The sequence below is a fragment of the Nocardiopsis prasina DSM 43845 genome, assembly GCF_000341265.1.
Lineage (GTDB): Bacteria > Actinomycetota > Actinomycetes > Streptosporangiales > Streptosporangiaceae > Nocardiopsis > Nocardiopsis prasina.
Map to the genome: position 1 here is coordinate 75,802 of NZ_ANAE01000088.1, position 24,657 is coordinate 100,458.

Below are 24,657 nucleotides of genomic sequence, written 5' to 3' on the forward strand. Positions count from 1 at the left end.
GGGGCGCCGCGAAGCGCGCGGCGCCCACCCCCCGTCAGGCGTTGGGCGGCAGGTCGGTTCCCGCCCCCCGCTGGCGTGTCCTCAGCAGGTCGTGGCGCTCGCCCGGGAGGGTCGGCTCTCCCGCACCCTGGACCACGAATCCCGCGTCCGCGATCATCTCCAGGTCGTCCCGGCCCTCCTGCCCCTCGCTGGTGAGGTAGTCGCCGAGGAAGATCGAGTTGGCGATGTGCAGGGCCAGGGGCTGGAGGGAGCGCAGATGGATCTCGCGCCCGCCCGCCAGGCGCACCTCCACGTCGGGGAAGACGAACCGGGTGGCGGCCAGGACGCGCAGGCAGCGCTGCGGAGTCAGTTCCCAGGCGCCCTCCAGGGGTGTGCCGTCGAACGGCATCAGGAAGTTGACCGGCACCGAGGACGGACCCAGGTCACGCAGGGCGAACAGGGCGTCGACGAGATCGTCGTCGGTCTCGCGCATGCCCGCGATCAAGCCCGAGCAGGGGGACAGCCCTGCGTGCTTGGCACGTTCGACCGTGTCGACCCTGTCGGCGAACTCGTGCGTGGTGCAGATGTCGGAGTAACGCTCCTCCGACGTGTTGAGGTTGTGGTTGTAGGCGTCGACCCCGGCCTCGCGGAGTTTGTCGGCCTGACCCTCGGAGAGCAGGCCGAGGCAGGCGCACACCTCCACCTCCGGGTGTTCCTCCTTGATCCCGGCCACGGCGGGGGCGAGGCGGTCCACGTCGCGGTCCGTGGGTCCGCGCCCGCTCGCCACCAGGCACACGCGGCTGGCACCGGCCTTCACCCCGTGCGCGGCGGCCTCGCGGGTCTGGTCGGGCTTGAGCCAGGTGTACTTGACGATCTCGGCCTGGGACCCGAGGCGCTGGGAGCAGTAGAAGCAGTCCTCCGGGCACAGGCCGCTCTTCATATTGACGAGGTAGTTGAGCTTGACCCGGCGGTCGAAGTAGCGACGGCGGACCCGCGAGGCGGCGGCGACCAGGTCCATCAGGTCGTCGTCGGAGCTGGTCAACACCTTCAGGAGTTCGTCGCGGGTGGGGGCCTCACGGCTCAGGGCCTTCTCGGACAGTGCGTGGAGGCAAGCGTGGAAAGTCGTCACGGGACGATCCTGGGGGGTGGGGGCGCGTCCGCGCAGTGCCGGAACCCGCCAAGAAACCGATCGAAGTCTTGTGCGCCGTGGCGCGGCCGCAGTGGCTCAACTCTGCCGGTGGGCGGTCTCGTCCGCCCCCGTCCACCGGCCCATGGGCGGCAGCGGGTCGTCCGTGACCGGAAGCGGGGTGAACCCGGCGGCGCGGAAGAACGCGAGTCTGCCCTCCACGCCCTCACCTCCCTCCGGCAACAGGAACACCCACCTGGTACCGGCCTCGCGCGCCTGGCGCACGTACCGTTCCAGCAGGGCGCAACCGATCCCGCGCCTGCGTCGCTCGGGGTCCACGACGACCGCGAGCACGTACCCGTGGGGCGGGGGAGCAGGCGCACCGGGCCCCGTGTACGCCCAGTCGAGCACGGCCTCCAACCAGCCGACCACCCGACCCTCCTCCTCCGCGACGAGGACCACCATCCCGGGAGGCAGGAGCTGCTCCGGGTAGCCCTTCGTGTCGAAGTGCGGCGCCGCTCGGATCATGAGGTCGGTGATCGCGGGCCCGTCGCGGCCGGTGGCGTTCCGGACGATCATCCACCCAGGGTAAGGGAAGGGGCCGGTTCGACGCTCGGCAATTCCCGAACGAATTTCCCATTTGCGCTGCTTGCACCGTGTTTCACGGTCACCCGATCCTTTCGGGGTGTCGGTTTGCCACGAACACTCCGGGGCCTGGATCATCACGTTCGGTAATTCCCATGGAAAGGTCACGTTCGTATGATCCGAAGTTCGGCAGCACTCGCCCTCCTTCCCCTCGCCGCCGCCTTCCTGCTGGCACCGGCCCCCGCGTACGCCGCCCCCACCCCCCTCAGCGAGGCGATCGAAGCCCTCACCGTGGCCGAGGAGTCCCGGGAGGGTTACGACCGAAGCCTCTTCCCCCACTGGGTGGACGCCGACAGGAACGGCTGCAACACCCGGGCGGAGGTGCTGCTGGAGGAGGCCGTCACCGCGCCCGAGGTCGGCGAGCGGTGCCGCCTGATCGGAGGCGAGTGGTACTCCTACTACGACGACCGCACCTTCACCGACGCCCGCGGGCTGGACATCGACCACATGGTGCCGTTGGCGGAGGCCTGGGACTCGGGCGCGTCGCAGTGGAGCACCCAACGCCGTCAGGCCTACGCCAACGACCTGGACGAGCCCGTCGCGCTGGTCGCGGTCAGTGCCGCGTCGAACCGTTCCAAGGCCGACAAGGACCCGGCCCAGTGGCTGCCCCCGGCCGCCGACGCGCACTGCCGCTACGTCACCGAGTGGACCACGGTGAAGACGCGCTGGGGACTGACGGTGGACGAGGCCGAGCGCGCGGCTCTCGACTCCGTCGCGGAGAACTGCCCGGACGCGGTCGTGGAGACCACCCCGGCACCCTGACGCTCCTTCGCGAACGACGCGGGCCCCGGGGACACCGGGGCCCGCGTCGTGTTCGAGGGGCGGTTTCGGCCCGTGAGGGAATCGCGTTCGTGTTTCCTCTCGCGACGACGTCCGGGATCATTGTTCTGAATTTCGCGAATGACCGCATACCGAGGGAAGGGAGAGCTTTTCGGGTGATCCGTCCACAGCGGAAGAAATCTGCATCCCCCCGAAGGACACCCTTCGAGGTGAGTCCCTGTTTCATGAGGAACCGGGTACGCGTGTTCGACATTCGTACCGTTCCGCACGCTCACGCTAATAACGAGATTCAAGATGATCAGTCCCGTTTCGTGATTTCCTTCGTTCATGTGGGTATTGAGCCTCCGTAGTTCTCGCACCCCCGTTCCCGCGAGGAAAGGACCCCCATGAAGTTCCCCCGTTCCGGCGCGCTGTTCCGGCGTCTGAGCATGCTTCTGGCCACCGCCCTGTTGACCGTCGTACTCGTGCCGGTGAGTGCCGTGGCGAGCGAACAGGCGGTAGCCGCGGTCAACCTGCGCACACCCTTCGACTGCGGTCAGGTCTGGAACGCCAACACCCGCACCAACCACAACCCGCAGCTGGCGGTCGACTTCCAACGCTCGAACGCCCTGAACCAGAACGTGCGCTCCAGTGCCGCGGGCACCGTGACCACGGTCGCCGACCGGGGCAACACCAGCTACGGCAAGTACATCGTCATCGACCACGGCAGCGGCGTCACCACCCTCTACGCGCACCTCAACTCGCAGGCGGTCTCGGTGGGCACCAGGGTGAGCACCGGAACCGTCATCGGCAAGGTCGGCAGCACCGGCGGGTCGACCGGCCCGCACCTGCACTACGAACAGCGTGTCAACGGCACCGTGGTCCGCGCGGTGCTCAACGGGGTGTCGATCCGCTACTACGGCAACACCACCATCACCAGCAGCACCGGCTGCTGACACCTCCCGGTTCACGTGCGGCGCCGGTCCCCCAGGGCCCGCGCCGTTCGTTGGTGAACGGCCGCGCGTCACCGTGATTGACGGCCCCGAAACCAGGTCGGCCCCGGCCCGCACGAGGAGCGGCCCGGCACCCCCACGGGTTCGGGCTGTGAACCGGCCGGTGTTTCGGTGCTCGAAAACCGGATGTCAGACGACCTGGTCCCGGTAGCGTCGCCAGGGCGCGCCCGCCCGACGGGCGCGCGCTTGGACACCACTCTCAGAAAGCAGCGACCATGCGCGTATCCGTGATCGGCTGTGGTCACCTCGGCGCCCCGCACGCCGCGGCGATGGCGGAACTGGGCCATGACGTCGTCGGTGTGGAACTCAACGCCGACGCGGTCAAGTCACTCAACAGCGGCCAGTCGGCCTTCTTCGAGGACCGCTTGGGCGAACTGCTGGAGCGCCACACCGCCTCGGGGCGGCTGCGGTTCACCACCAGCCTCGCCGAAGCCGCCGAGTTCGCCGACCTGCACTTCGTGTGCGTGGGCACCCCCCTGCGAGAGGACCGCAAGGGTTATGACGTCTCCCAGGTCCTGGGCGCCGTACGCGCCCTGGCCAAGCTGCTGACCGGACCGGCCACGGTCGTGGGCAAGTCCACGGTGACCGTGGGCACCGCCGCCCGTCTGGAGCGCATCCTCACCGGACACGCGCCCGAAGCCCACCTGGCGTGGAACCCGGAGTTCCTGCGTGAGGGCCACGCCATCCACGACTCCCTCTACCCGGACCGGATCGTGGCCGGAGTGTCCTCCAAGGAAGCCGAACTGGCCGTGCGCGAGGTGTACGCGCCGATCCTGGACCGCGGCACACCCATGATCGTCACCACCCCGGCCACCGCCGAGGTGCTCAAGTCCGCCGCCAACGCGTTCCTGGCCACGAAGATCTCCTTCATCAACGCCATGAGCCAGGTCGCCGACCACACGGGCGCCGACGTCAACGCCATCGCCCACGCGCTCGGCCTGGACGAGCGGATCGGCCCCAAGGGAATGCGTCCCGGCATCGGGTTCGGTGGCGGTTGCCTGCCCAAGGACGTGGCCGCCTTCACCCACCGCATCAACGAACTCGGCGCCCACCAGGCCGCCGCGATGCTGGGCGCGGTCCAGGAGGTCAACACCGCGCAGCTGCACTCCGCGCAGGCGCTGGTGGAGGCCGCCAACCAGGGGCCGGTGGACGGCGCCCGCATCGGGGTGCTCGGCGCCTCCTTCAAGGCCGGAACCTCCGATGTCCGCAGCAGCCCGGCGCTGCGGCTGGCCGGGCTGCTGCACCAGGACGGCGCGCAGGTACGTATCCACGACCCCGAGTCGGTGGCGGCCGCGCGGCGTCTGCACCCGGAGTACTCCTACGCGGCCACCGCTGCCGAGGCGGCCACCGACGCCGACCTGCTCGTCATCGGTACCGAATGGCCCCAGTTCACCCAGGACGCGGATCTGCCACGCGAACTGGCGGAGGTCGTCGCTCGTCGCATCGTGGTCGACGTGCGCAACGCCATCGACGTTCCCGTCTGGCAGGCGGCCGGGTGGCAGGTGCGCCAGCTCGGCCGCCCGACCCAGCACCCCACCACCTAGAGGTCCGCGAACAGCGCGGCCTCTGGAGGCGGAGATGGTCGACTGGTCGGTCCGGCCGCGCGGCCTGGGAACCGCCGGGTGGAGGGCGCCGTGCGGGAGACCACCGAACACGGGGCCTGGCCCGTCCCCGGTGCGCGGAGCGGAGCGGTCCCTCGTTACGGTGGGGGACCGCTCTCACGACCAGAGGAGAAGCCCGTGGCCGAGACCGACCCTGCCGGGTGCGTCGTAGTGATCACCAACGGGCGCGGCCAGGTGCTGCTCCAGCTTCGCGACGACATCGAGGGCATCTGCTGGCCCGGTCACTGGAGCCTGCCGGGCGGGCACCGGGAAGCGGGCGAGTCATGGGAGCGGGCGGCTCGCCGGGAGGTGGCCGAGGAGACGGGGATCGTCCTCGACGTCGTCAGCGAAGTGAGCGTGGACGAACACCCCGGAGGGCAGGACAGGGTGTTCCACGCGGACTGGGACGGTGCCGAGCGGGACTTGGTGCTGGGGGAGGGGCAGGCCCTGCGGTTCTGCGATCCTGACCGCCTTCCCGCACCGGTTCCCCCACACATCGCGCACTTCATTCGGCAAACGGCTGAGTTGAAGCGCACCGTGTGACGAGCGACCGCTGGCCGGGTCACCGGTCCTGGGCGTGGCTGGTGGAGAGAACCGAAGCGGCCCCGCCAGCTGCTGGACTACGCACTGCTGCCTGATCCCTTCCTCCTCCAGCACCGCGTCGGAGAGCCGCCCGGTCGGCTCGTGGGACCCCTCTCGCTCGCCGGATCGGCCCCGGACGTTCATGTCGGCCTGCTCCGGCTCGGTCTCGGGTGGGAGAAATCCGGGAGAGGGGGCAGCTGGCGAGGTGCCTCCCACCGCGGTCTGGTGCGGTCCCGGTTCGCGTTGCGCTCCGGGACCGGAGGGCGCTGATCTGTCACTGTGGAGCACGGGCGCGCTACCCATGCGCGCCTGTGAACTGGGAAGAGGCAGATGTGAGCAATACCGGGGCATCTCCGGCGGGGGCCGGTGACGCGAACCTGGCCCACGTGACCATGATCGCGGCCGCGGCCGCGATGGGTGGCTTCTTGTTTGGTTACGACAGCGCCGTGATCAACGGCGCGGTCGACGCCATCCAGCAGCGGTTCGAGGTGGGCCCCGGGATCCTCGGGTTCACCGTCGCCTCCGCGCTGCTGGGCTGTGTGGTGGGCGCCGCGGCGGCGGGCAACCTCGCCGACCGGCTCGGCCGCATCCGGGCCATGCAGATCGCCGGTGTGCTCTTCGCGGTGAGCGCCATCGGTTCGGCCCTCCCGTTCTCCATCTGGGACCTGACCTTCTGGCGGATCATCGGCGGCGTGGCGATCGGTATGGCCTCGGTGATCGCACCGACCTACATCGCTGAGGTCTCGCCCGCCGCCTACCGTGGCCGCCTGGCCTCCCTGCAACAACTCGCCATCGTGCTGGGTATCGCCTGTTCCCAGCTGGTGAACTACGCGATCGCCCAGGAGGCGGACGGCAGCGCGCACAACATGCTCGGGCCGGTGCAGGCGTGGCAGTGGATGCTGGCGGTGGAGGCGCTGCCCGCACTGGTCTACCTCGGATTGAGCCTGGTCATCCCCGAGTCGCCCCGATACCTGGTGCGGGTGGGGCGCGTGGACCGGGCCCGGACCATCCTGGGCGAGGTCGAGGGCGGCGGGACCGCTCGGATCGACCGGCGGATCGGGGAGATCAAGGAGGCCCTGGGGTCGGAGGTACGGCCCAGCCTGCGTGACCTCACCGGCAAGTACGGCCTGCTGCCCATCGTGTGGATCGGTATGGCGGTCTCCGCCTTCCAACAGTTGGTGGGCATCAACGTCATCTTCTACTACTCCAGCTCCCTGTGGCAGTCCGTGGGCGTGGCCGAGACCGACTCGCTGCTGCTGAGCCTGTTCACCTCCCTGGTGAACATCGTGGGCACGGTGATCGCGATCATGCTGGTGGACCGGGTGGGGCGCAAACCCCTGCTGCTGGCGGGGTCGGCGGGCATGACCGTGGCGCTGGGTCTGGCCGCCTTCGCGTTCAGCCACGCCACCGGCTCCGGCGAGGAGGTCACACTTCCCTTCATGTGGGGCGTGGTGGCGTTGGTCGCGGCCAGTTCGTTCGTGCTGTTCTTCGCCCTGTCGTGGGGCGCGGTCGTGTGGGTGCTGCTGGGAGAGATGTTCCCGCTGCGCATCCGCGCCGCCGCCATGGGCGTGGCCACCGCCACCCAGTGGCTGGCCAACTGGCTGATCACCGTGAGCTTCCCGAGCCTGCGGGACTGGAGCCTGCCTGGCTCCTACACGATCTACGCGGCCTTCGCCCTGCTGTCCTTCTTCTTCGTGCTCAAGTTCGTGCAGGAGACCAAGGGCAAGACCCTGGAGGAGATGCGAGGCTAGGCTGGTCAGAGCCCTATCTCGCCCTTCGGAGGCCTTCGGCTCCGGCCTCAGGGGGCAGATGGGGGCACGGAACGGAGCTAGGCTGGAAGCGTGGACGGCAGGGAACGGGGCCACACCTGGGACTTCGCAGTGGCGGCCCCCGGCAGCGCTCCCGGGGTGGCCGCGATGGTCGGCTACCGCAACCGCGACGCGCCCGACTCCGTCCACCTCGGTCTGCCGTCGGCGACCCTGACCCTCATCCTCAGCCTGGACGACGGAGTCGAGGCCGCCGACACCCCGGACCGACTGGCCGACGCCCGCCCCAGCCCGGTGCTGTTGGGCGGACTCCACACCCGGGCGACCCACGTGAACCAGCGGGCGGGACAGTCCGGGGTCCAGGTCTCGGTGCACCCCCTCGCCTCCCGCGCGCTCTTCGGCGTACCGGGGGCGGAACTGGCCGTGGGCGACTCCGACGGGTTCGACGCCTCGGAGCTGCTGGGACGCGCCGCCACCGAGGTCCACGAGCGGTTGACCGAGATGCCCGGGTGGGACGCGTCGTTCGCGCTGGTCCGCCACTACCTCGTGGCGCGCCACCGCGACCTGGGCGCGGTGGCGCCGAGGAGTGAGGTCGTGCACGCCTGGGAGCTGCTGGCCCGCAGCCACGGCCGGTTCCCCGTGGCCGAGCTCGCTCGCGAGGTCGGCGTGAGCGCGCGCCACCTGGGCACCCTCTTCCACCGCGAGGTCGGGCGGTCGCCCAAGACGGTGGCGACCCTGATGCGCTTCGAGTACGCACGCACCCTGATCACCCAGGACGTTCACGCGCACGGCCGGGCCCGGCTCGCCGATGTGGCCCTCGAAGCCGGGTACAGCGACCAGGCGCACCTGAACAGGGAGTTCGTGCGCTTCACCGGACTCTCCCCGGGGTCCTGGCTGACCAGGGAGTTCCGAAACATCCAAGACGTGGCCCGCGCCCCACACGAAGAATGGACACCATGAACACCACGAATCCCACCGTCTGGAGCACGCTCCAGGCCGTGGACGCACCCAGACTGATCGACTACTACGTCGAGACCTTCGGCTTCGTGCTCGCGGCGCGTCACGACGACGGCGACACCGTGGCCCACGCCGAACTGCTGTGGCCCGAAGGCAGCGGCGGTCTCATGCTCGGCACCCACAAGCCCGGAGGCGAGTGGTCGCGCCAGCCCGGGACGGCGGGGACCTACGTGGTCACCACCGACCCGGACGCCCTGTACGAGCGGGTGACCGCCCGGGGCGCGGACGTCACCCGCCCCCTCGCGGACACCGACTACGGTTCGCGTGAGTTCGGGGTGCGCGACCCGGAGGGCAACCTCTGGTCGTTCGGCACCTACCCCGGCGCGTCCGCCCCCTGAGGGGCGCACGCCACCGAAGCCGCGGCGGGGGTCACCGTTCGCCCGGTGCGCCGGTGAACAGCTCGCGTACCTCCTCGGCGGTGGTCTCCCGAAGCTCCTCGTCGAGCAGCAGCCAGCGGGTGATCCCGATGGACTCCAGGAAGCGCAGGTCGTGGCTGGCGACCACCAGCGCCCCCTGGTAGGCCTCCAGGGCGCTGGTCAACTGCCGGACGCTCGACAGGTCCAGGTTGTTGGTGGGCTCGTCCAGCATCAACAGCTGCGGGGCCGGGGAGGCCAGCATGGTCGCCGCCAGGGCGGCCCGGAAGCGTTCACCGCCGGACAGCGTCCCCGCGACCTGCGCGGCCCGGTTCCCCTTGAACAGGAACCGTGCCAGCTGGGCGCGGATGTGCTGGGCGCTGACCCCCGGAGCGGCATCGGAGACGTTCTCCGCGACGCTCAGGGACTCGTCCAGCACGTCCAGCCGCTGTGGCAGGAACCGTACGGGCACGGACACGTCGACCTCGCCCTCCACCGGGCTCTCCTGCCCGGCCACGGCTCGCAGCAGCGTCGTCTTGCCCGCTCCGTTGCGTCCCACCAGGGCGATCCGCTCCGGTCCGCGTACCAGCAGGTCACCCGAGACCAGACGGCCGAACCGGGGACGCACCCCGCGCAGACTGAGCACGTCACGGCCGTTGGGAACCTCGGTGCGGGGTAGCTCCACCCGGATCTCCGCGTCGTCGCGCACCGCGTCGGCCGCCTCCTCGCGGCGTTCGCGCGCCTCGTCGAGCCGGTCCTCGTGGGTGCCCCGGAGCTTGCCCGCAGACTCCTGGGCGGCCCGCTTGAGCGCGCCCTGGACGATCTTCGGGATTCCTCCGTCGATGGCCGCCTTCTTGGCGGTGCGCTGGCGTCGGGCCAGTTTGACCTGGGTCTCCTCCAGTTCCCGTTTCTGCCGGCGCACGTCGGCGTCGGCCGCGCGCAGGGTCCGTTCGGCCGCCTCCTGCTGCACGGCCAGTGCCTCCTGGTAGGCGGTCCAGCCGCCGCCGTAGATGGTCACCGAGCCGGTCCGCAGTTCCGCGATCCGGTCCACCCGTTCCAGGAGTTCCAGGTCGTGGCTGACCACCACCAGGGAACCCGACCGCCAGGTCTCCACCGTCTCGTAGAGCCGGCGGCGTGCGACGAGGTCCAGGTTGTTGGTGGGTTCGTCCAGCAGGAGCACGTCGGGGCGCTCCAACAGGACCGTGGCCAGGCGCAGCAGGACGGTCTCGCCGCCGGAGAGCTGGCCGACGCTGCGGTCCAGGCCGATCCCGCCCAGCCCGAGCGAACCCAGGGTCGCCAGGGTGCGCTCCTCGATGTCCCAGTCGTCGCCGACTGTCTCGAAGTGCTGCTCGGAGGCGTCTCCGGCCTCGATGGCGTGCAGGGCCGCGCGTGTGTCGGCGATGCCCATCGCCTGGTCGACCCGCATGCCGGTGTCGAGCGTGACGTTCTGCGGCAGGTAGGCCAGGCTCCCGCCGACGGTCACCGACCCCCGCGCGGGGCGCAGCTGACCGGCCAGGAGCCGTAGCAGGGTGGACTTGCCAGCGCCGTTGGTGCCGACCAGTCCGGTGCGGCCCCGGCCGAGGGTGAGGGACAGTCCGTCGAACACGACGGTGCCGTCCTTCCACTGGAAGGCCAGGTCGGAGCAGGCAACGGGACTCGTGGTGGTGCTGGTCTTGGACATGGGTGTTCTCGCAGTCAGAAGCGGTGTGGAAAGGGCTTCGTGTGCGAGCACCACACGGCGTTGCGCCGGGAGGGAAGGCGAGGGGAGTCCTGGTCGAGTCAGGGACGGCTCCTGCACCGAGGTTCCATGCACGCGTCGGACAGCCGGAAACCGGCGCCGCACCGCGTGATGATCGCGAACCTCAGATGCGCAACGTCCACCTCGATCATAGACAACAGGACGAGGAGAACTGTACCCACTCCGGCCGGAGTGTCAATCAGCCAATGCGTGTGACGTGCGTCTCCGGTTGCTCAGAACTCCTCGAGGTCGATCTTGCGCTGGAGGTACTCCTCCCGGCTGATCTCACCCCGGGCATAGCGCATGCGCAGCTCCTGAGTGGCGGCGTCCGTGGCCGGGGGAGGAGCGATCGACGGTCCGGTGCGACGACGCGTGAGCAGCTGACCGACCTCGGTGACGGTGAGGACGAAGAAGAAGGCCAGGCCCAGCACGACCACGATCGCGGCCACGGCGATGAAGACGTTCACGGCGTCCCTACCTTCGACAGTGAGCGGACCGGCGCGCCCGCCGCTCTCCCTGTCTACAGCCTGCCCGGTCCCACCACCAGGGCTGGCGATCCTTGAACCACCCAGAACGGCGTAATCTGGGACATCGCGATCCAACGGCCGGTCCCAGAAAGGGCGGGATGCGCGTTCTCCTCGTGGACAACCACGACTCCTACACGTACAACCTGTTCCAGCTCCTCGCCGAGGTGCTCGGCACGGAGCCCCTGGTCCTGACCAACGACGACCCCCGTTGGTCCGAACTCGACCTCGCCACCGTGGACGCCGTCGTGGTGTCCCCGGGCCCCGGTCGCCCGCAGAACGCCCGCGACCTGGGACGCGTCACCGAACTCCTCGCGCACACGGACCTGCCGGTCCTCGGGGTGTGCCTGGGGCACCAGGCCATCGCTCACCTGGCCGGAGCCGAGGTGAACGCGGCGCCCCAGCCCCGCCACGGACACCTGACCCGGGTCCGGCACGACGGCACGGGGCTCTTCTCAGGGGTGCCGCAAGACTTCACCGCCGTGCGCTACCACTCCCTCGCCGTGTCCGAGCCCCTGCCCGAGAACCTCGTGGCCACCGCCTGGGCCGAGGACGGCGTGGTGATGGGTCTGAGCCACCGCGACCTGCCGCGCTGGGGGGTGCAGTTCCACCCCGAGTCCGTCGCCAGCGAGCACGGAACCGACCTGGTCGCCAACTTCCTGGCACTGGCCCGCGACCACCGGGGGGCGTCCACCGGCCACAGCGCCCAGGGGCCGACCACCAGGAACGACACCGAGATCGGCCCCTCGATCCGCTCCGAGTCACTGCCCCACGCGGTGGACACCGAGCGCGCCTTCGCCCACCTGTACGGCGGCTCCGAACACGCCTTCTGGCTGGACAGCTCCCGCCCCGAGGGGCCCGCCCGCTTCTCCTTCCTCGGGGACGCCTCCGAGGTCCTCACCTACGACGTCGGCGACACGGGCGTGTGGGTGCACACCACCACCGGGACCCGCGAGGAACCCGGTGACGTGTTCGGGGCACTGGAACGCCGCACCCGCCACACACCCCGCCCGACCGGACTGCCCTTCGGCTTCACCGGCGGCTACGTGGGCTACTTCGGCTACGAACTCAAGGCCGACTGCGGGGCCGGCCGGGCGCACACGGCCGACACCCCGGACGCCGTGTGGATGCGCTGCGACCGGTTCGTCGCCGTCGACCACCACGAGGGCCGTACCCATGTGGTCTGCGCGGACGATGAGCCAGACGCGGACGAGTGGGTCCGGAACACGCTCGCGGCCCTGGGCGACCTCCCCCCGCTGCCCGAACCCGCGCCCTCGCTCACGCCGGTCGACCTGGCCTCGCTCCTGGAACAGTCCCGCGACGCCTACGTGGACGACGTCAAGACGTGTCTGGGCCACCTGACCGACGGCGAGAGCTACGAGATCTGCCTGACCAACCGGGTCCGTCTGCCCGACCTCGGCGACGGTGGCGACCTGGACTTCTACCGCCGCCTGCGTGCCGCTAGCCCCGCCCCCTACGCCGCTTTCCTCCGAGCCCGGGGGGTGACCGTGCTCAGCGCCTCACCCGAGCGCTTCCTGCGCGTGGATGCGGAGCGTGTTGCCGAGAGCCGCCCCATCAAGGGCACCGCGCCCCGCCACGCCGACCCGGTGGCGGACGCCCGCATCGCCTCCGAGCTGCGCACCGGCGCCAAGACCCGCGCCGAGAACCTCATGATCGTGGACCTGCTCCGCAACGACCTCGGCCGCGTGTGCGAGGTCGGCAGCGTGGAGGTGCCCGCCTTCATGTACACGGAGTCGTACGCGACCGTGCACCAGCTGGTCTCGACCGTCCGAGGACGGCTGCGCCCGGAGGTGTCGACGCTGGAGGCGGTCCGCGCCTGCTTCCCGGGCGGTTCGATGACCGGTGCACCGAAGCTGCGCACGATGGAGCTCATCGACCGGCTGGAGTCCTCGGCCAGAGGTGTGTACTCCGGGGCGCTGGGCTACGTCTCGCACACCGGCGAGGCGGACCTCAGCATCGTCATCCGCACGGCCGTGCACGCCAACGGTGAGGTCACCGTGGGCGCTGGCGGGGCGATCGTGCTGGACTCCGACCCCGAGGACGAGTACGAGGAGATGCTCCTCAAGGCCGAGGTCCCAGCCCGGGGCCGGTAGCAACGCGTACCACCCGAGCAAGGGGCCTTGCCTCGTCGCACGTCAGGGATCAGTCTCAGTGGTCGCCGTGGTTCTCCTTCGGCTCGTCGTCAGCGGGCTCAGGCCCGGGTTGGTCCGGGTGTTTGTGGGGGCGAGCCCCATGCCCGTGACCGGATCAGGAGCCCCTGGGCCGCAGGCGACCACCTCGGCCTGATGCGGCCCAATCCCACGTGCGTGGGGAACTTCCATCTGGAGTGGATCTGGAGTGAGCGAGCTGGACCATCCCCGCATGCGCGGGGAGCACGGCGTAGGTGGGCAGCGCCCACCGTGTTTCCCGGGACCATCCCCGCATGCGCGGGGAGCACAGGTCTCCGTCGCCCCTGTGGACCACGCTGTTGGGACCATCCCCGCATGCGCGGGGAGCACATCGGCCGTGTCCGTGACCCCCGGTACGGGCGGGGACCATCCCCGCGTGCGCGGGGAGCACTTCCCGGAGGCCGAGTGCTCTTTCAGCGCCTGGGGACCATCCCCGCGTGCGCGGGGAGCACCCTTTTTCACCTGCGAACTTACCGGCGGCAAGGGTCTGTTTTTGTAAGTTCTCCAGAAACAGACAAATCCGACTCAGCTTTCCAGTTCTCCCGCCCTAATTGTCCTCCATGACCAGGACGATCTTCCCCGTGGTCCGGCCGGTCTCGCCCAGGGAGTGGGCCTTCGCGGCCTCGGACAGCGGGAACGTCGCCTCCACGTGCGCCTTCAGAGCCCCCTCGGCCACGAGTTCGGCGATCGCTTCCATCCCGGCGTGGTCGTCCTCGACCAGCATCGACACCGCTCGAATGTCACGTTGGGCGGCCCGCTCCACCACCTCCCCAGGCAGGGGTAGCAGGGAGACCAGAGTCCCGCCCGAGCGCATCACCTTCAGGGAGCGCTCCGCCACGTCACCGGCCAGCGGGTCCAGAACCACGTCGATGTCGCTGGTGGCCTCGGCGAAGTCGACCTCGCGGTAGTCGATCACTTCGTCGGCGCCCAGCTCACGCAGGAATCCGTGCTTGGGCGTGCTGGCGGTGCCCACGACATAGGCCCCGTGCGCCTTGGCGATCTGCACGGCGAGGTGGCCGACGCCTCCGGCGGCCGCGTGCACCAGCACGCGCTGCCCCGAGCGAAGCCCGGCGGTGTCCACCAGAGCCTGGTGAGCGGTGAGCGCGGCCAGCGGCAGCGCCCCGGCCTGGACGTGGTCGACACCGGCGGGTTTACGGGCGAAGGCCCGCGCGGGGCCGGTGACGAACTCGGCGTGCGAGCCCGCTCCGTGCGGGTAGGGCAGCATTCCGAGAACCTCGTCGCCCGGCTGGTGGATCGTCACCCCGTACCCCACGGACTCCACGACCCCGGACACGTCCCAGCCCAGGACGAGGGGGAGGCGGTTCACGAAGCCCGCCGCGGCGCGGTGCTTCCAGTCGGTCGGGTTGACCCCGGCCGCGCGGACGGAGACCAGGATCTCGCCGGGCCCGGGACTGGGCGTGGGGACCCGTACCTCCTGGAGGACCTCCGGGCCGCCGTGGTTGTCCTGGCTGATGGCGCGCATGGTGCTGTGGTCTGCGTTCATGGCTCCAGCCTCTCGGGTTCGGGATCGGCGCACCATGGCATGATTGTCATCTTTGAATAGGATCGTGCCATGAGCGTTCCGCATCGCGTCGTTGTTCTGGCCCTGCCTGGTGTCTACCCTTTCGAGCTGGGTATCCCCAGCCGCGTCCTCGGGGCCGCGAACGGCCGGTACGAGGTGCTGACCTGTTCTTCCGGCGAACCCTCGGTTCCCACCAACGCCGACTTCGCGGTCACGGTCGAGCACGGTCCCGATGTCCTGGCCAGCGCGGACACCGTGGTCATCCCGCCCTTCGACGCCGGGCTGCTCTCCCGCGAGCTGGACCCGCGGGTCGCCGGTGCCCTGGACGCGATCCGCCCGGGCACGCGTGTGGTCTCGATCTGCACCGGCGCGTTCGTGCTGGCCGCCGCCGGTTGGCTGGACGGGCGCCCGGCCACCACCCACTGGGCCCTCACCGAATCGTTCCGCACCTGGTTCCCGAAGGTGCTCCTGGACCCGGACGTGCTCTTCGTGGACGACGGCGACCTCCTGACCTCGGCGGGCGCGGCCTCGGGGGTGGACGTGTGCCTGCACCTGGTCCGCTCCGACCATGGCAGCGAACTCGCGAACCGGGTGGCGCGTACCTGTGTGGTGCCGCCCTGGCGCGACGGCGGCCAGGCCCAGTACATCGAACGGCCGGTCCCCGAGCCGGGACGCGAGGGCACGGCGGCGGCCCGCGGTTGGGCCCTCGCCCGCCTTGATCAACCAATAACCCTGTCTGACCTGGCCGAACACGCACACATGAGCCTGAGGACCTTCATCCGCAGGTTCCACGAGGAGGTCGGGACGAGCCCGGGGCGGTGGTTGATCCACCAGCGGGTCCTGCGGGCGCGGCACCTGTTGGAGACCACGGAGCTTCCGGTGGACGAGATCGCCGGACGGGTCGGGTTCGCCACCGGTACCTCCCTGCGCCAGCACCTGCGGGCCGCGATCGGGGTGTCCCCACTCACCTACCGGCGCACCTTCCGGGGCGCGACCGTGGCTGTTTCCTGAGGTCAGCGGCGCGAGAAGCCGGAGGAACCCCGACGGCGGACACAGGGTGTTCCGTTGGAACATGCCTGCCCGGGCAACTAGTGTCAGCGGCACCATCGAGGCGGAACCCACATGCGGAGTGATCCAGTATGTCCACGATCCTGTTCCTGATGACCGGCGCCGACCACTGGACGCTGGCGGACGGCACCCGGCACCCCACCGGTTTCTGGGCTGAGGAGGCCGTCGCTCCCTACGAGGCTTTCAGGGACGCCGGACACGAGATCGTCGTCGCGACCCCCGGCGGGGTCGTGCCTCCCGTTGACCGGGGCAGCCTGGAGGCGGGCGCAAATGGCGGCCAGGAGAACGCCGACCGGGTCTGCGCCCTGTTGGACTCCTTCACCGAACTCCACTCGCCGCTCAGCCTGGAGGAGGTCGACCTCGGCGACTACGACGCGGTGTACCTGCCCGGAGGGCACGGCCCCATGGAGGACCTGGCGGTGGACACCGTCTCCGGTGACCTGCTCACCACCGCTCTGGAGACGGGCAAGCTGCTCGGCGTGGTCTGCCACGCCCCCGCCGCCCTGCTGGCGGCCGAGCGACCGGACGGCACGAACCCGTTCGCCGGTTACCGAGTGAGCGCGTTCACCAACACGGAGGAGACCCAGGCGGGCCTGGCCGACCAGGCCGCGTGGCTGCTCCAGGACCGCCTGGTGGAGGCCGGGGTGGACTTCCAGGAGGGCGAGCCCTGGGCCCCCAAGGTCGTGGTGGACCGCAACCTGGTCACCGGCCAGAACCCCGCGTCCTCAGCCCCGCTGGCCCAGGAGATGCTCAGGCTGATGGGCTGAGGCCCCGCGCTGGCCAGCGGAAATCCGGTTGCCGCGCCCGCTGGTCAGCGCCACTGTGGTCTCCCATGAGCATTCCCCCGTTCCAGATCAGGGCCAGGTACACCGACACGACGGTCACCGTCTACCAGGCCTACGCCCCCGCGATCGGGGTCCCCGCCGCACGTGAGGGCCGCTTCCCGGCGTCGTGGAAGCGCGAGCGGATGACCTGGATCAAGCCGTCGATCCTCTGGATGATGTACCGCTGCGGGTGGGGGCGGAAGGCGAACCAGGAGACGGTACTGGCGGTGGAGATCACCCGCGAGGGGTTCGAATGGGCCCTGCGCCGCTCCGCCCTGTCGCACTACAAGCCCGGTCTGCACTCGGGACCGAGACGCCTGGAAACGGGAGCTGCGAGCGGCACCGTCGCGTGTCCAGTGGGACCCCGAACGCGACCTCCGTCTGAACCCGCTCGCGTACCGCTCCCTCCAGTTGGGGCTGTCCGGCGAGGCGTCCCGCCGCTACGCGGACGAGTGGACGGTGTCGATCACCGACATCACACCCCTGGCCCACGAGCTGCGCGACCTGGTGAGCCGAGGTGAGCTGGACACGGCGGCCGCGCTGCTGCCGCGGGAACGCCCGTATCCGATCCCGGACCAGGCCATCGCACATCTGCAACCAGCACGGAGGTGAACCACCGTGCCCTCCACTCCTTCACGGTGCGGACGCCCGACGCCCTCCGTCGCCACACCCTGCCCAGCGAGGCCGATAGATGCCGCGCTGGACGCCCCCACCACCGACCGGTGAGCGGCAGGGGTTCCCCAGCGCGGATGCTGTTCCGATACTCCTCAACCCCCGCCCCGACCAAGCGACCCTCAGAACGGTTCAAAACCCCACAAAGTGACGCGTGTCATTTTTGCCGTCCTTCCGCCGCCGGGTCTGCTGGCAAGCACATGCTCGGACGAGGAGGTCCACGGTGACGGAACAGGAGACGGCCACAAGGCGGGCCGGACCGGGATGGATCGCGGTCGGAGTCGCGGTCGCGATGATCGTCCTGGTGACGGCCGGGTGGTCACTGGTCAACACGCTGATCCCCGGCAAGACCCCGGTAACGGCCGGACAGGAACTGGCCCTGGGAGGCGACGGCACGACCCGCGCCGCACTCGTGGTGCCCGAGGACGGCTGGGAGATGGACGTGGCCGCCTCGCACCCCGGGCAGTCCTACCGCCTCGAACACGGCTCCCTGGTGCTCGATGTCGGGCAGCCGGGGGAGTCAGAGGCCGCCCCCGGCACGGACCGGCGCTGGGAGGGGGCACGCAGGGTCCTGCGCTCGCAGGCTCCCTCCACCGAGATCGGTGCGCCCGCGACGGTCGTCTCCGCCGACGGCACGGAGGGGCTCGCGGCGGACGTGAGCCGCTCCCAAGGGCCGGGGGCCGTCGTGCTGTTCCCTGCACCCGGTGACAACTACGCGGTCCGGATGGTCCTGCAGGGCACGGACGGCGATCCCGGCCCCTCCCCGGAGGACCTCGCGCACATGATCACTTTCTCCGGGGAGGCCGGACATGGTTAGGGCCCCACACGAATCCGGGTCCACCGGCCGCGCCGCCAGCGGGACCCCGGCCCCCAGGCGCGGTCCGGGAGTCGGAACCGCCGCGCGCAGCCCGGGAAGAGGGCTGGAGCCGCAACAGGCCGCAGGCGTGCTGATCGCCCTGGTGTGCCTGGTCGCGCTCGGGTCCCTTGTGTACCGCGTGTTCGGCGTCGCCGTGGCCTTCCCCGCGGTGTGGGCGAGCGCGTTCCTTCTGGGCGCGCTCACACTGGTGTTCGGGTACTGGCTGCTGCGCCGCATCCGGCCCGTGCGTGCTCCCGGAACGGCCGCGTCGCTCGCGGCGGTCGCCTGGGGGCTGTTCGCCGTGACCGCGCTGGCCCTGACCGCCAACGAGGCGCTGGACGCGGTCCTGGCCAAGACGATGGGTCCGCAGGCGGCGGATACGTGGGGCGCGGCGGTCTCGGGACCCCTCGACGAGGAGCTGCTCAAGCTCGCCGGGGTCGTGCTGGTCGCCGTCGCGTTCCCCCACGCGATCAGGGGGCCGGTGGACGGATTCGTCTTCGGGGCGCTCACGGGGCTGGGGTTCCAGGTGACGGAGAACTTCTTCATGGCCGTGCAGGAGGTGACCTCGAGCGGCGGTCTGGGCGGGGTCAACCTGGTGGTGCAGTCCTCGGCCATGCGCGTGCTGCTCACGGGGATGGGCACTCACTGGGCGCTGTCGGCGGTCGCGGGCACCGCGGTGGGGCTGATGGTGGCCGCGGGGCGGCGGCCGCCGCCCCGCACCATTGCGGCGGCCCTGCTGCTGGTGGTGCTCGCCATGGGGATGCACGCGTCCATCAACCTGCCCTTCCTCCAAGGGTCGGCGGTCGTGGTCAAGGCGCTGGTGAATTTCGTGCTCGCGATGGCTCTCTACTTCGTGCTGCGCCGAGCTCACCTGCGGCGGTTGCGCGGCGCACTGGAGGAGGCGGGCGCCGAGCACGGGTGGGAGCGCGAGGCCTCGCTCGCGCTGGCTACCCGTCGGGGACGGCGCAGGGCCCTGCGGGAGGTTCCGGCGGCCGACCGCGCCGCCCTGCGCGGTGAGCAGGACCGCCTGGTGAATGCGGCTGAATCACGGGCCATGGGCAAGGGCGCCCGGGAGGCCGTGCCGGGCGCGGCCTGACCACACCGGTCCGCGGGGGCGAGCAACATCGGAACAGAATCCGGCGCCTGGCGCGGGTTGTCGTTTCGACGTTCCTCGCCTCCTGGTGCGCCCATGCTGTCAGCTTCGGTTCGCCGCTACCGCCAGGTCCTGGAGTCATCCTCCTCGTCCCCCCGTTCCCGAGGTCCCCGTCTTCCGGAGGCACCGTACCTTCGGGGGCTAACCGGCTGGTTCGGCGCGGGCGCGCATACCGTCCCGCGTGTACATCCACGCGGTGCCACAGGTGAAGGGGACCTCGGTACATCCCTTCGACAGGCAGGGCTCCCAGGCTCCGCAGCGCTCCGCCCTCGTGGTGGCACCGCCGCGCGGGTCGGGTTCGTCGGGGCCCAGGGTCGCCAGCAGCGCGTGGGCCTCCTCCGTGCCGAACGCGGAGACGGCCAGCCCGCGTAGCTCGCGTTCCCGGACCGGGTCGAGGCCGTCGCGGAACACCAGAACGTCGGACAGCGTGCGCCGGGCCAGGTGCACCACCTCGCGCTGCGCCGCGGTGAGATGGGGGTGAGCGCGTTCGTAACGCCTCAGGTGCTCCAGCCACAGGTCACGGCGGGCACGGGGAGGGAGTTCCGCGAAGACCAGGCGGCGGTGGACCAGGGGGTGCGCGGTGAACGCGTCGTAGTCCCTGGGCAGGCGGTCGCGGTTGGCCTCCACCCACTCGCGGGCCAGACCGTGGTCGGAACGGGCCAGCGCGGGAGTACGGCCCGCCAGCGCGAGGGTCATGATGACGAACCAGCCCGCGCGCAGCCTCTGGAGCCGGGGCCGCACCGAGGTTCCGGGGGAGGACACCCGGGACCGCTCCCAGGGGGCTCGGCGGCGTTGCCGGCTGAGTTCGCCCAGGGCCTCGACGACCCGCAGAGCCGCCTGCGTGCCCAGGCCGCGCAGGAGCGGCCGGACCATGGAGACCCCGCTCCAGCAGCGGACCTCGGTACCCCGGTGCCGGACCAGCGTGGGGACCCAGGGGGCGTTGGGCCCCCACTGACGGACCCGCCACTCGCGCACCTCCGGGTGAGTGAGCGGAAGTGTCTCCAGCCGACCACCCGACACGGACTCCACAGTGGTGGAGATGTCCGCGCACCTGTCGCACGAGGAGTCGAAGGCCAACACGTACCGAACCCGAACGTCCCTCATGATCTCCCTTCCCGCACTGCCGCATCCCAGTGTCAAGGGGAGTTCTTCGCCGTGGGTCAGGTTTTCGGAACTTGGTACCTCCAATCGATGGTCCTCGAGGGCAATAACGGCGCGAACACGGATGAAACCGCGTTCGCGCCGCTCGTCAGCGTTCTTTTTGGTGGTCACTTGGGTCACGTATCGGGCTGGCCGGGGAGACCCGGAACCACGGGGAGTTCACCGAGGTCAGGCGGGGTCCTCGGGGAAGGAGTCGGAAAGGACCAGGAACAGCGGGCCCCGCGACGACGCGAGGGGGCGGCGAATGGTCCACCACCAGGGGACGCCCCGTCCCGAGGGCACCTCGGAGCGAACGGGATCAGGCCACCATGCCGGGGGCCAGACGCTCCAGTTCGGCGACGGCGGCGGCGACCGAGGGACGTCCCCGGGCTCCGGCACGGGTGAAGGTCAGCAGTGAGCGGGCCGGGACCGGAGAACCCTCCAGGCGCACGCGGGTGACCGGCAGGTCGGGGGACACGTCCGCGGACCTCGGCACGAGCGCCACCCCCAGGTCGTGGGCGACCAGCGCCGCCACGGAACTCCACTCCAGCGCCTGGTGACGGCCCTGCGGGGTGAACCCGACAGCCCCGCACGCGGTCATGGCGTGCGCGTGACAGGTCGTGTCCGGGCGCGGCAGCACCCACGGCTCACGGGCGGTCTCGATCAACGGCACGCTCGCTCGCCCGGCGAGGCGGTGCCCACGGGCGACCAGGAGGTCGAAGGGGTCGTCGAACAGGGGCGCCTGGTCGAAGCGGGCGTCGTCCAACGCGGGCGTGCCGGGGGCGGACTCCACGATGGAGAGGTCGATGTCACCCCGGAAGAGCAGGTCGAGGCTGTCCCCGGGCTCGGATTCGAGGATCCGTACATCCAGGCGCGGGTACGCTGTGCGCAGAGCGGCGGCCATGGGCGCCAGCAGCCGGGTCAACACGACGGGGAAACCCGCCACCCGGAGCGGCCCGGCCGGTTCCGCCTCCAGCCCGCGCATCTCGATCTCCGCCCGCTCCCAGCGGGCCTGGATCGCGTCCGCGTGCCCCAACAGACTTCGCGCGGCCGATGTCAGCCGCACACCACGCCCCTGGGGTTCCAGCAGTGGCACGTCCAACTCCTTGGCGAGCTGGCGGATCTGCTGTGAGGCCGCCGAGGGCGTGAAGTGCAGCGCCTCGGCGGCGGCGGTCACCGTTCCGTGGTGTGCCACCGCTCTGAGGATGCGCAGCCGACGAAGATCGATCATGTAGCCGATTCTTCACAGTGCCATCCAGAAACTCAACCTGGACCGCGAGGGTCCGTGGGCGTGATGCTGGATCGCGGAAGACGACAGCGAACCAGAGGTGCTCGATGAACAGTGTCTGCCCACACTGCGGATGGCCGGACGAACAGCCCTTCGCGGTGCTCTCCCAGCATCGGACCGGCACGGGGCTGACCGTGTGGTCGCGCTGTGTCTGCGGCTCGACCCAGGTCCGCGAGATCGGCCTCGCGGGCACGCGGATCGTCTCCCGGGGGCGGCCCATCAAGGTCCCCCGCACACCCGGCTGCAACGCCTGAGCGACCCACCGGAAGTGTGACGGGGGTTCGTCCACAGGAACAGTGCGGAAATCGTGGTCAGGGAGCGGTCCGCGATACGGTTACGGGCATGGGGAACACACCGGCGCGACCGTCCACTTCGGCCGAGGACTACGTGAAGGTCATCTATGACCTCCAGGAGCGCGGAACCGGACCGGTGACGATCTCCGGGATGGCCGAGCGGCTGTCGGTGTCCAATTCGTCGGTGTCCGGGATGCTCCGCAAGCTCAACGAACTCGGCTTCGTGGAGCACCAGCGGTACGGCAACGTCAGCCTCACCGAGACCGGCACCAAAGCGGCCCTGGCGGTCCTGCGCCGCCACCGGCTGCTGGAGACCTACCTGGTGGCCGAGCTGGGCTACTCCTGGGACGAGGTGCACGACGAGGCCGAGATCCTCGAACACGTCGTCTCGGACAAGTTCGTCGACCGCATCGCAGCCCACCTGGGCAACCCGGTGGTGGACCCGCACGGCGACCCCATCCCCACACGTGAGGGCGTCATAGTCGAGCGCGAGTCCGTGCTGCTCTCCGAGGCCGAGGCGGGCACGACCGGCGTGATCGTCCGGGTCAACGACACCGACCCCGAACTCCTGCGCTACCTCGCCGACATCGACATCGGTATCGGCATGCGGGTGGAGGTCGTGGAACGGCTGCCCTTCGCCGGATCCATCCAGATCGCGGTCCGCCCGGAGAAGGGCGGGGAGGAGCGCGAGCAGGCCCTGGGGCTCGTCGCCGCCGAGGCCCTCTGGCTCAGCCCCGAGGAGTAGCCGACCCGGCACCACACCGGGGTGGGATGCCGGGCGGGCTGGTCCTAGGCCAGGGACCGGACGCCGGGACGACCGGCCTCGATGACGAACCGGGCCCGGTCCCGGATGGGCGCGCCCGGCCTGCTCACGTAGTCCACCACCCGGTAGTCGGCGGTCCACTCGGTGGGCGTGACGGTGTTGCGCACGTAGCCGCGGCGGCGGTTGATGAACTTGATGTGCGGGTTCTCGGCCAGCTGGACCGCGTCGCCCGGGTTCTGTTCGGCGCCGTCCTGACCGCTCGTGAAGGAGGTCCCCACCAGTTCGGTGGCCACCGTCCTTGATCCCGGATCGTCGAAGTCGGCCTTGACGTCCACCACGTAGTTGGCGTGCACGTCGCCGGTGAGCACGACCGGGTTGGACACCCCGGCGATCTCGTCCCGGACACTGTCCCGCTCGACCCGGTAGTTGTCCCAGGCGTCGTCACTGAAACTGGTCGAGTCTCCCTCGGCGAAGTCGCGCTGGGAGAAGAACACCTGTTGCGCCAGGACGTTCCACCTGGCCTTGGAGTCCGACAGTCCCCGGGACAGCCACCGGCGCTGGTCGGCGCCGAGCAGGGTGCGCCCGGGGTCGTCGCGCTCGGAGTCCGCCACCTGCACGTCCCGGTACTGGCGGGTGTCCAGCAGGTGCATGTCCACCAGGTTGCCGAAGGTCAGCCTGCGGTACAGGTGCAGGTCGGGTCCGGCCGGGCGCTGGGCGGCGCGCAGCGGCATGTGCTCGTAGTAGGCCTTGAGCGCGTGCTCGCGCCGGAGCAGGAACTCCTCCGGGGGGATGTCCTCCTCGTAGGAGGTGTCGTCGGCCCAGTTGTTCTCCAGTTCGTGGTCGTCGAAGACCACCGCCCACGGGAAGGCCGCGTGGGCGGCCTGGAGGTCGCGGTCGGTCTTGTACTGGGCGTGCCGCAGCCGGTACTCGGCGAGGGAGCGGATCTCCACCTCGGGGTAGTGGCCGCGACCGATGCTGCCCTGGTCGGGGGTCTCGTAGATGTAGTCGCCGAGGAAGGCGACCAGGTCCAGGTCCTCCTCCGCCAGGTGCGCCTGGGCGGTGTAGTGCCCGTGGGTGTAGCTCTGACAGCTGGCGAACGCGAAGTCGAACCTGTTCACGCGGGCGCCCGGAAGCGGTGCGGTGCGGGTGCGGCCGACGGGGCTGATCTCGTTTCCGACCCGGAAGCGGTAGAAGTAGTCGGCCCTGGGGCGCAGGCGCTCCAGCTCCACGTGGATCGAGTGGGCCTGTTCGGGGCGGGTCTCGACGCTTCCGGACGCGGCGAGGGTGCCGAAGTTCTCGCTGTGGGAGACCTGCCACTCCACCTCGACGGCGCGGTTGGGCATCCCGCCCAGACCGTCCTCGGCCAGGGGGTTCGGAGCGAGCCGGGTCCACAGGACCACACCGTTGTGGAGGGGGTCGCCGGACGCGACGCCCAGGGTGAAGGGGTCGGAGATCGCGGGGTTCCGGGGGATCGAGGTGGCCGCGAGCGCGGAGGGTGCCCCGAGGGAGGTGCCCAGTGCGGCGGCTCCCAGCGTGACGGCGCCACCGACCAACGCCTGGCGGCGGGTGGCTGCGGGCCCCGGGAACAGCGTGGGGGACTGATCGGGGGATGCGGGTGTGCCCGGCATGTACGGTCTCCTGGGTTCGAGCGGCGGACCGCCCCGGAGTGCCCGGGACGGGAGCAACCGTGGTCCATCCGGCCATGGAAAGTGGTACGACCCAACGCCTACGCGGTGAACATTACCTCCGCTTCGGTGACGGCAAGGTTACTGAGGGTCGCAGCCTG

Annotated in this window: 23 protein-coding genes, 1 pseudogene and 1 CRISPR repeat array; of the genes and pseudogenes, 16 read left to right on the top strand and 8 right to left on the bottom strand. The window is 70.5% G+C overall.

The window, feature by feature from the left end:
• Positions 1–34 precede the first annotated feature (34 nt).
• Complete coding sequence (bioB, locus tag D452_RS0106320) at positions 35–1,108, bottom strand: biotin synthase BioB (protein ID WP_017543303.1); 1,074 nt, start codon at positions 1,106–1,108, stop codon at positions 35–37.
• Between the two features lie 96 nt (positions 1,109–1,204).
• Entirely contained in the window at positions 1,205–1,684 is a 480-nt protein-coding gene (locus D452_RS0106325) for a GNAT family N-acetyltransferase (protein ID WP_017543304.1), read from the bottom strand.
• A 180-nt stretch (positions 1,685–1,864) separates the two neighbouring features.
• Here D452_RS0106325 and D452_RS0106330 point away from each other — a divergent pair, with 180 nt between their 5' ends.
• The 7 genes from D452_RS0106330 (at position 1,865) to D452_RS0106360 (ending at position 8,826) form a co-directional block, all read left to right on the top strand.
• Entirely contained in the window at positions 1,865–2,512 is a 648-nt protein-coding gene (locus D452_RS0106330) for an HNH endonuclease family protein (protein ID WP_017543305.1), read from the top strand.
• Positions 2,513–2,916: 404 nt separating this feature from the next.
• On the top strand, positions 2,917–3,465 hold the full coding sequence (locus D452_RS0106335; RefSeq protein WP_017543306.1) for a M23 family metallopeptidase: 549 nt from the start codon (positions 2,917–2,919) through the stop codon (positions 3,463–3,465).
• Between the two features lie 272 nt (positions 3,466–3,737).
• The gene (locus D452_RS0106340; RefSeq protein WP_026129021.1) at positions 3,738–5,066 is read left to right on the top strand and encodes a UDP-glucose dehydrogenase family protein; all 1,329 of its coding nucleotides are present in this window, start codon (positions 3,738–3,740) and stop codon (positions 5,064–5,066) included.
• Between the two features lie 195 nt (positions 5,067–5,261).
• Positions 5,262–5,666, top strand: a complete 405-nt coding sequence (locus tag D452_RS0106345) for an NUDIX hydrolase (RefSeq protein WP_017543308.1) — start codon at positions 5,262–5,264, stop codon at positions 5,664–5,666.
• 371 nt (positions 5,667–6,037) lie between these two features.
• Positions 6,038–7,456, top strand: coding sequence for a sugar porter family MFS transporter (locus D452_RS0106350; RefSeq protein WP_026129022.1), 1,419 nt, complete (start codon positions 6,038–6,040; stop codon positions 7,454–7,456).
• Positions 7,457–7,546: 90 nt separating this feature from the next.
• A complete protein-coding gene (locus tag D452_RS27805; protein WP_017543310.1) occupies positions 7,547–8,431 on the top strand; it encodes an AraC family transcriptional regulator in 885 nt (294 codons plus the stop codon).
• A complete protein-coding gene (locus D452_RS0106360) occupies positions 8,428–8,826 on the top strand; it encodes a VOC family protein (RefSeq protein WP_026129023.1) in 399 nt (132 codons plus the stop codon). Before D452_RS27805 ends, D452_RS0106360 begins: the two co-directional genes overlap by 4 nt.
• 31 nt (positions 8,827–8,857) lie before the next feature.
• Here D452_RS0106360 and D452_RS0106365 read toward each other — a convergent pair whose 3' ends face one another.
• On the bottom strand, positions 8,858–10,522 hold the full coding sequence (locus tag D452_RS0106365; protein WP_017543312.1) for an ABC-F family ATP-binding cassette domain-containing protein: 1,665 nt from the start codon (positions 10,520–10,522) through the stop codon (positions 8,858–8,860).
• Between the two features lie 290 nt (positions 10,523–10,812).
• The gene (locus D452_RS0106375; RefSeq protein WP_017543314.1) at positions 10,813–11,046 is read right to left on the bottom strand and encodes an SHOCT domain-containing protein; all 234 of its coding nucleotides are present in this window, start codon (positions 11,044–11,046) and stop codon (positions 10,813–10,815) included.
• 158 nt (positions 11,047–11,204) lie between these two features.
• On the opposite strand from D452_RS0106375, the gene pabB reads away from it, so the two are divergent.
• Positions 11,205–13,217, top strand: a complete 2,013-nt coding sequence (pabB, locus tag D452_RS0106380) for an aminodeoxychorismate synthase component I (RefSeq protein WP_017543315.1) — start codon at positions 11,205–11,207, stop codon at positions 13,215–13,217.
• Between the two features lie 255 nt (positions 13,218–13,472).
• A CRISPR array of direct repeats spans positions 13,473–13,744; the repeat unit is 28 nt; unit sequence GGACCATCCCCGCATGCGCGGGGAGCAC.
• A 95-nt stretch (positions 13,745–13,839) separates the two neighbouring features.
• On the opposite strand, the gene D452_RS0106385 is transcribed toward pabB, so the two are convergent.
• The gene (locus tag D452_RS0106385; protein WP_017543316.1) at positions 13,840–14,796 is read right to left on the bottom strand and encodes an NADP-dependent oxidoreductase; all 957 of its coding nucleotides are present in this window, start codon (positions 14,794–14,796) and stop codon (positions 13,840–13,842) included.
• A 69-nt stretch (positions 14,797–14,865) separates the two neighbouring features.
• Here D452_RS0106385 and D452_RS0106390 point away from each other — a divergent pair, with 69 nt between their 5' ends.
• The 6 genes and pseudogenes from D452_RS0106390 to D452_RS27815 all read left to right on the top strand — a co-directional run bounded on the left by D452_RS0106390 (position 14,866) and on the right by D452_RS27815 (position 19,330).
• Positions 14,866–15,825: a GlxA family transcriptional regulator gene (locus D452_RS0106390; RefSeq protein ID WP_017543317.1), complete on the top strand. Its 960-nt coding sequence runs from the start codon at positions 14,866–14,868 to the stop codon at positions 15,823–15,825.
• Between the two features lie 128 nt (positions 15,826–15,953).
• Positions 15,954–16,649 carry a type 1 glutamine amidotransferase domain-containing protein gene (locus D452_RS0106395; RefSeq protein ID WP_017543318.1) on the top strand — a complete coding sequence of 232 codons (696 nt, stop codon included), beginning with the start codon at positions 15,954–15,956 and terminating at the stop codon, positions 16,647–16,649.
• Between the two features lie 65 nt (positions 16,650–16,714).
• A pseudogene (locus D452_RS32020) lies at positions 16,715–16,939 on the top strand (DUF4291 family protein); the annotation flags it as partial.
• A gap of 97 nt (positions 16,940–17,036) precedes the next feature.
• On the top strand, positions 17,037–17,318 hold the full coding sequence (locus tag D452_RS32025; RefSeq protein ID WP_449289516.1) for a DUF4291 family protein: 282 nt from the start codon (positions 17,037–17,039) through the stop codon (positions 17,316–17,318).
• A gap of 283 nt (positions 17,319–17,601) precedes the next feature.
• Positions 17,602–18,195 (top strand): hypothetical protein, encoded by a 594-nt coding sequence (locus D452_RS0106410; protein WP_017543321.1) that lies wholly within the window; start codon positions 17,602–17,604, stop codon positions 18,193–18,195.
• Positions 18,188–19,330 (top strand): PrsW family intramembrane metalloprotease, encoded by a 1,143-nt coding sequence (locus tag D452_RS27815; protein WP_083927460.1) that lies wholly within the window; start codon positions 18,188–18,190, stop codon positions 19,328–19,330. The genes D452_RS0106410 and D452_RS27815 overlap by 8 nt, the downstream gene beginning before the upstream one ends.
• A gap of 198 nt (positions 19,331–19,528) precedes the next feature.
• Here the strand turns inward: D452_RS27815 and D452_RS0106420 are convergent, their stop codons facing one another.
• Positions 19,529–20,491, bottom strand: coding sequence for a bacteriocin fulvocin C-related protein (locus tag D452_RS0106420; RefSeq protein WP_017543323.1), 963 nt, complete (start codon positions 20,489–20,491; stop codon positions 19,529–19,531).
• Positions 20,492–20,846: 355 nt separating this feature from the next.
• Positions 20,847–21,758, bottom strand: a complete 912-nt coding sequence (locus D452_RS0106425) for a LysR family transcriptional regulator (protein ID WP_017543324.1) — start codon at positions 21,756–21,758, stop codon at positions 20,847–20,849.
• A 104-nt stretch (positions 21,759–21,862) separates the two neighbouring features.
• Here D452_RS0106425 and D452_RS0106430 point away from each other — a divergent pair, with 104 nt between their 5' ends.
• Together D452_RS0106430 and D452_RS0106435 are read left to right on the top strand one after the other, a co-directional pair.
• Positions 21,863–22,069 carry a hypothetical protein gene (locus tag D452_RS0106430; protein ID WP_026129025.1) on the top strand — a complete coding sequence of 69 codons (207 nt, stop codon included), beginning with the start codon at positions 21,863–21,865 and terminating at the stop codon, positions 22,067–22,069.
• Positions 22,070–22,157: 88 nt separating this feature from the next.
• The gene (locus D452_RS0106435; protein WP_017543326.1) at positions 22,158–22,853 is read left to right on the top strand and encodes a metal-dependent transcriptional regulator; all 696 of its coding nucleotides are present in this window, start codon (positions 22,158–22,160) and stop codon (positions 22,851–22,853) included.
• 44 nt (positions 22,854–22,897) lie between these two features.
• Here the strand turns inward: D452_RS0106435 and D452_RS0106440 are convergent, their stop codons facing one another.
• Complete coding sequence (locus D452_RS0106440; RefSeq protein ID WP_017543327.1) at positions 22,898–24,499, bottom strand: alkaline phosphatase D family protein; 1,602 nt, start codon at positions 24,497–24,499, stop codon at positions 22,898–22,900.
• Between the last annotated feature and the right edge of the window lie 158 nt (positions 24,500–24,657).

Excerpts from the sequence above, each read along its gene's own strand:
- D452_RS0106360 (WP_026129023.1), top strand. The coding sequence starts at position 8,428 with ATGAACACCACGAATCCCACCGTCTGGAGCACGCTCCAGGCCGTGGAC.
- D452_RS0106420 (WP_017543323.1), bottom strand. The coding sequence starts at position 20,491 with ATGAGGGACGTTCGGGTTCGGTACGTGTTGGCCTTCGACTCCTCGTGC.
- D452_RS0106340 (WP_026129021.1), top strand. The coding sequence starts at position 3,738 with ATGCGCGTATCCGTGATCGGCTGTGGTCACCTCGGCGCCCCGCACGCC.
- D452_RS0106440 (WP_017543327.1), bottom strand. The coding sequence starts at position 24,499 with ATGCCGGGCACACCCGCATCCCCCGATCAGTCCCCCACGCTGTTCCCG.
- D452_RS0106335 (WP_017543306.1), top strand. The coding sequence starts at position 2,917 with ATGAAGTTCCCCCGTTCCGGCGCGCTGTTCCGGCGTCTGAGCATGCTT.
- D452_RS0106390 (WP_017543317.1), top strand. The coding sequence starts at position 14,866 with ATGAGCGTTCCGCATCGCGTCGTTGTTCTGGCCCTGCCTGGTGTCTAC.
- D452_RS27815 (WP_083927460.1), top strand. The coding sequence starts at position 18,188 with ATGGTTAGGGCCCCACACGAATCCGGGTCCACCGGCCGCGCCGCCAGC.
- D452_RS0106430 (WP_026129025.1), top strand. The coding sequence starts at position 21,863 with ATGAACAGTGTCTGCCCACACTGCGGATGGCCGGACGAACAGCCCTTC.
- D452_RS0106395 (WP_017543318.1), top strand. The coding sequence starts at position 15,954 with ATGTCCACGATCCTGTTCCTGATGACCGGCGCCGACCACTGGACGCTG.
- D452_RS0106325 (WP_017543304.1), bottom strand. The coding sequence starts at position 1,684 with ATGATCGTCCGGAACGCCACCGGCCGCGACGGGCCCGCGATCACCGAC.
- D452_RS0106435 (WP_017543326.1), top strand. The coding sequence starts at position 22,158 with ATGGGGAACACACCGGCGCGACCGTCCACTTCGGCCGAGGACTACGTG.
- D452_RS0106385 (WP_017543316.1), bottom strand. The coding sequence starts at position 14,796 with ATGAACGCAGACCACAGCACCATGCGCGCCATCAGCCAGGACAACCAC.
- D452_RS0106330 (WP_017543305.1), top strand. The coding sequence starts at position 1,865 with ATGATCCGAAGTTCGGCAGCACTCGCCCTCCTTCCCCTCGCCGCCGCC.
- D452_RS0106365 (WP_017543312.1), bottom strand. The coding sequence starts at position 10,522 with ATGTCCAAGACCAGCACCACCACGAGTCCCGTTGCCTGCTCCGACCTG.
- D452_RS0106425 (WP_017543324.1), bottom strand. The coding sequence starts at position 21,758 with ATGATCGATCTTCGTCGGCTGCGCATCCTCAGAGCGGTGGCACACCAC.
- pabB (WP_017543315.1), top strand. The coding sequence starts at position 11,205 with ATGCGCGTTCTCCTCGTGGACAACCACGACTCCTACACGTACAACCTG.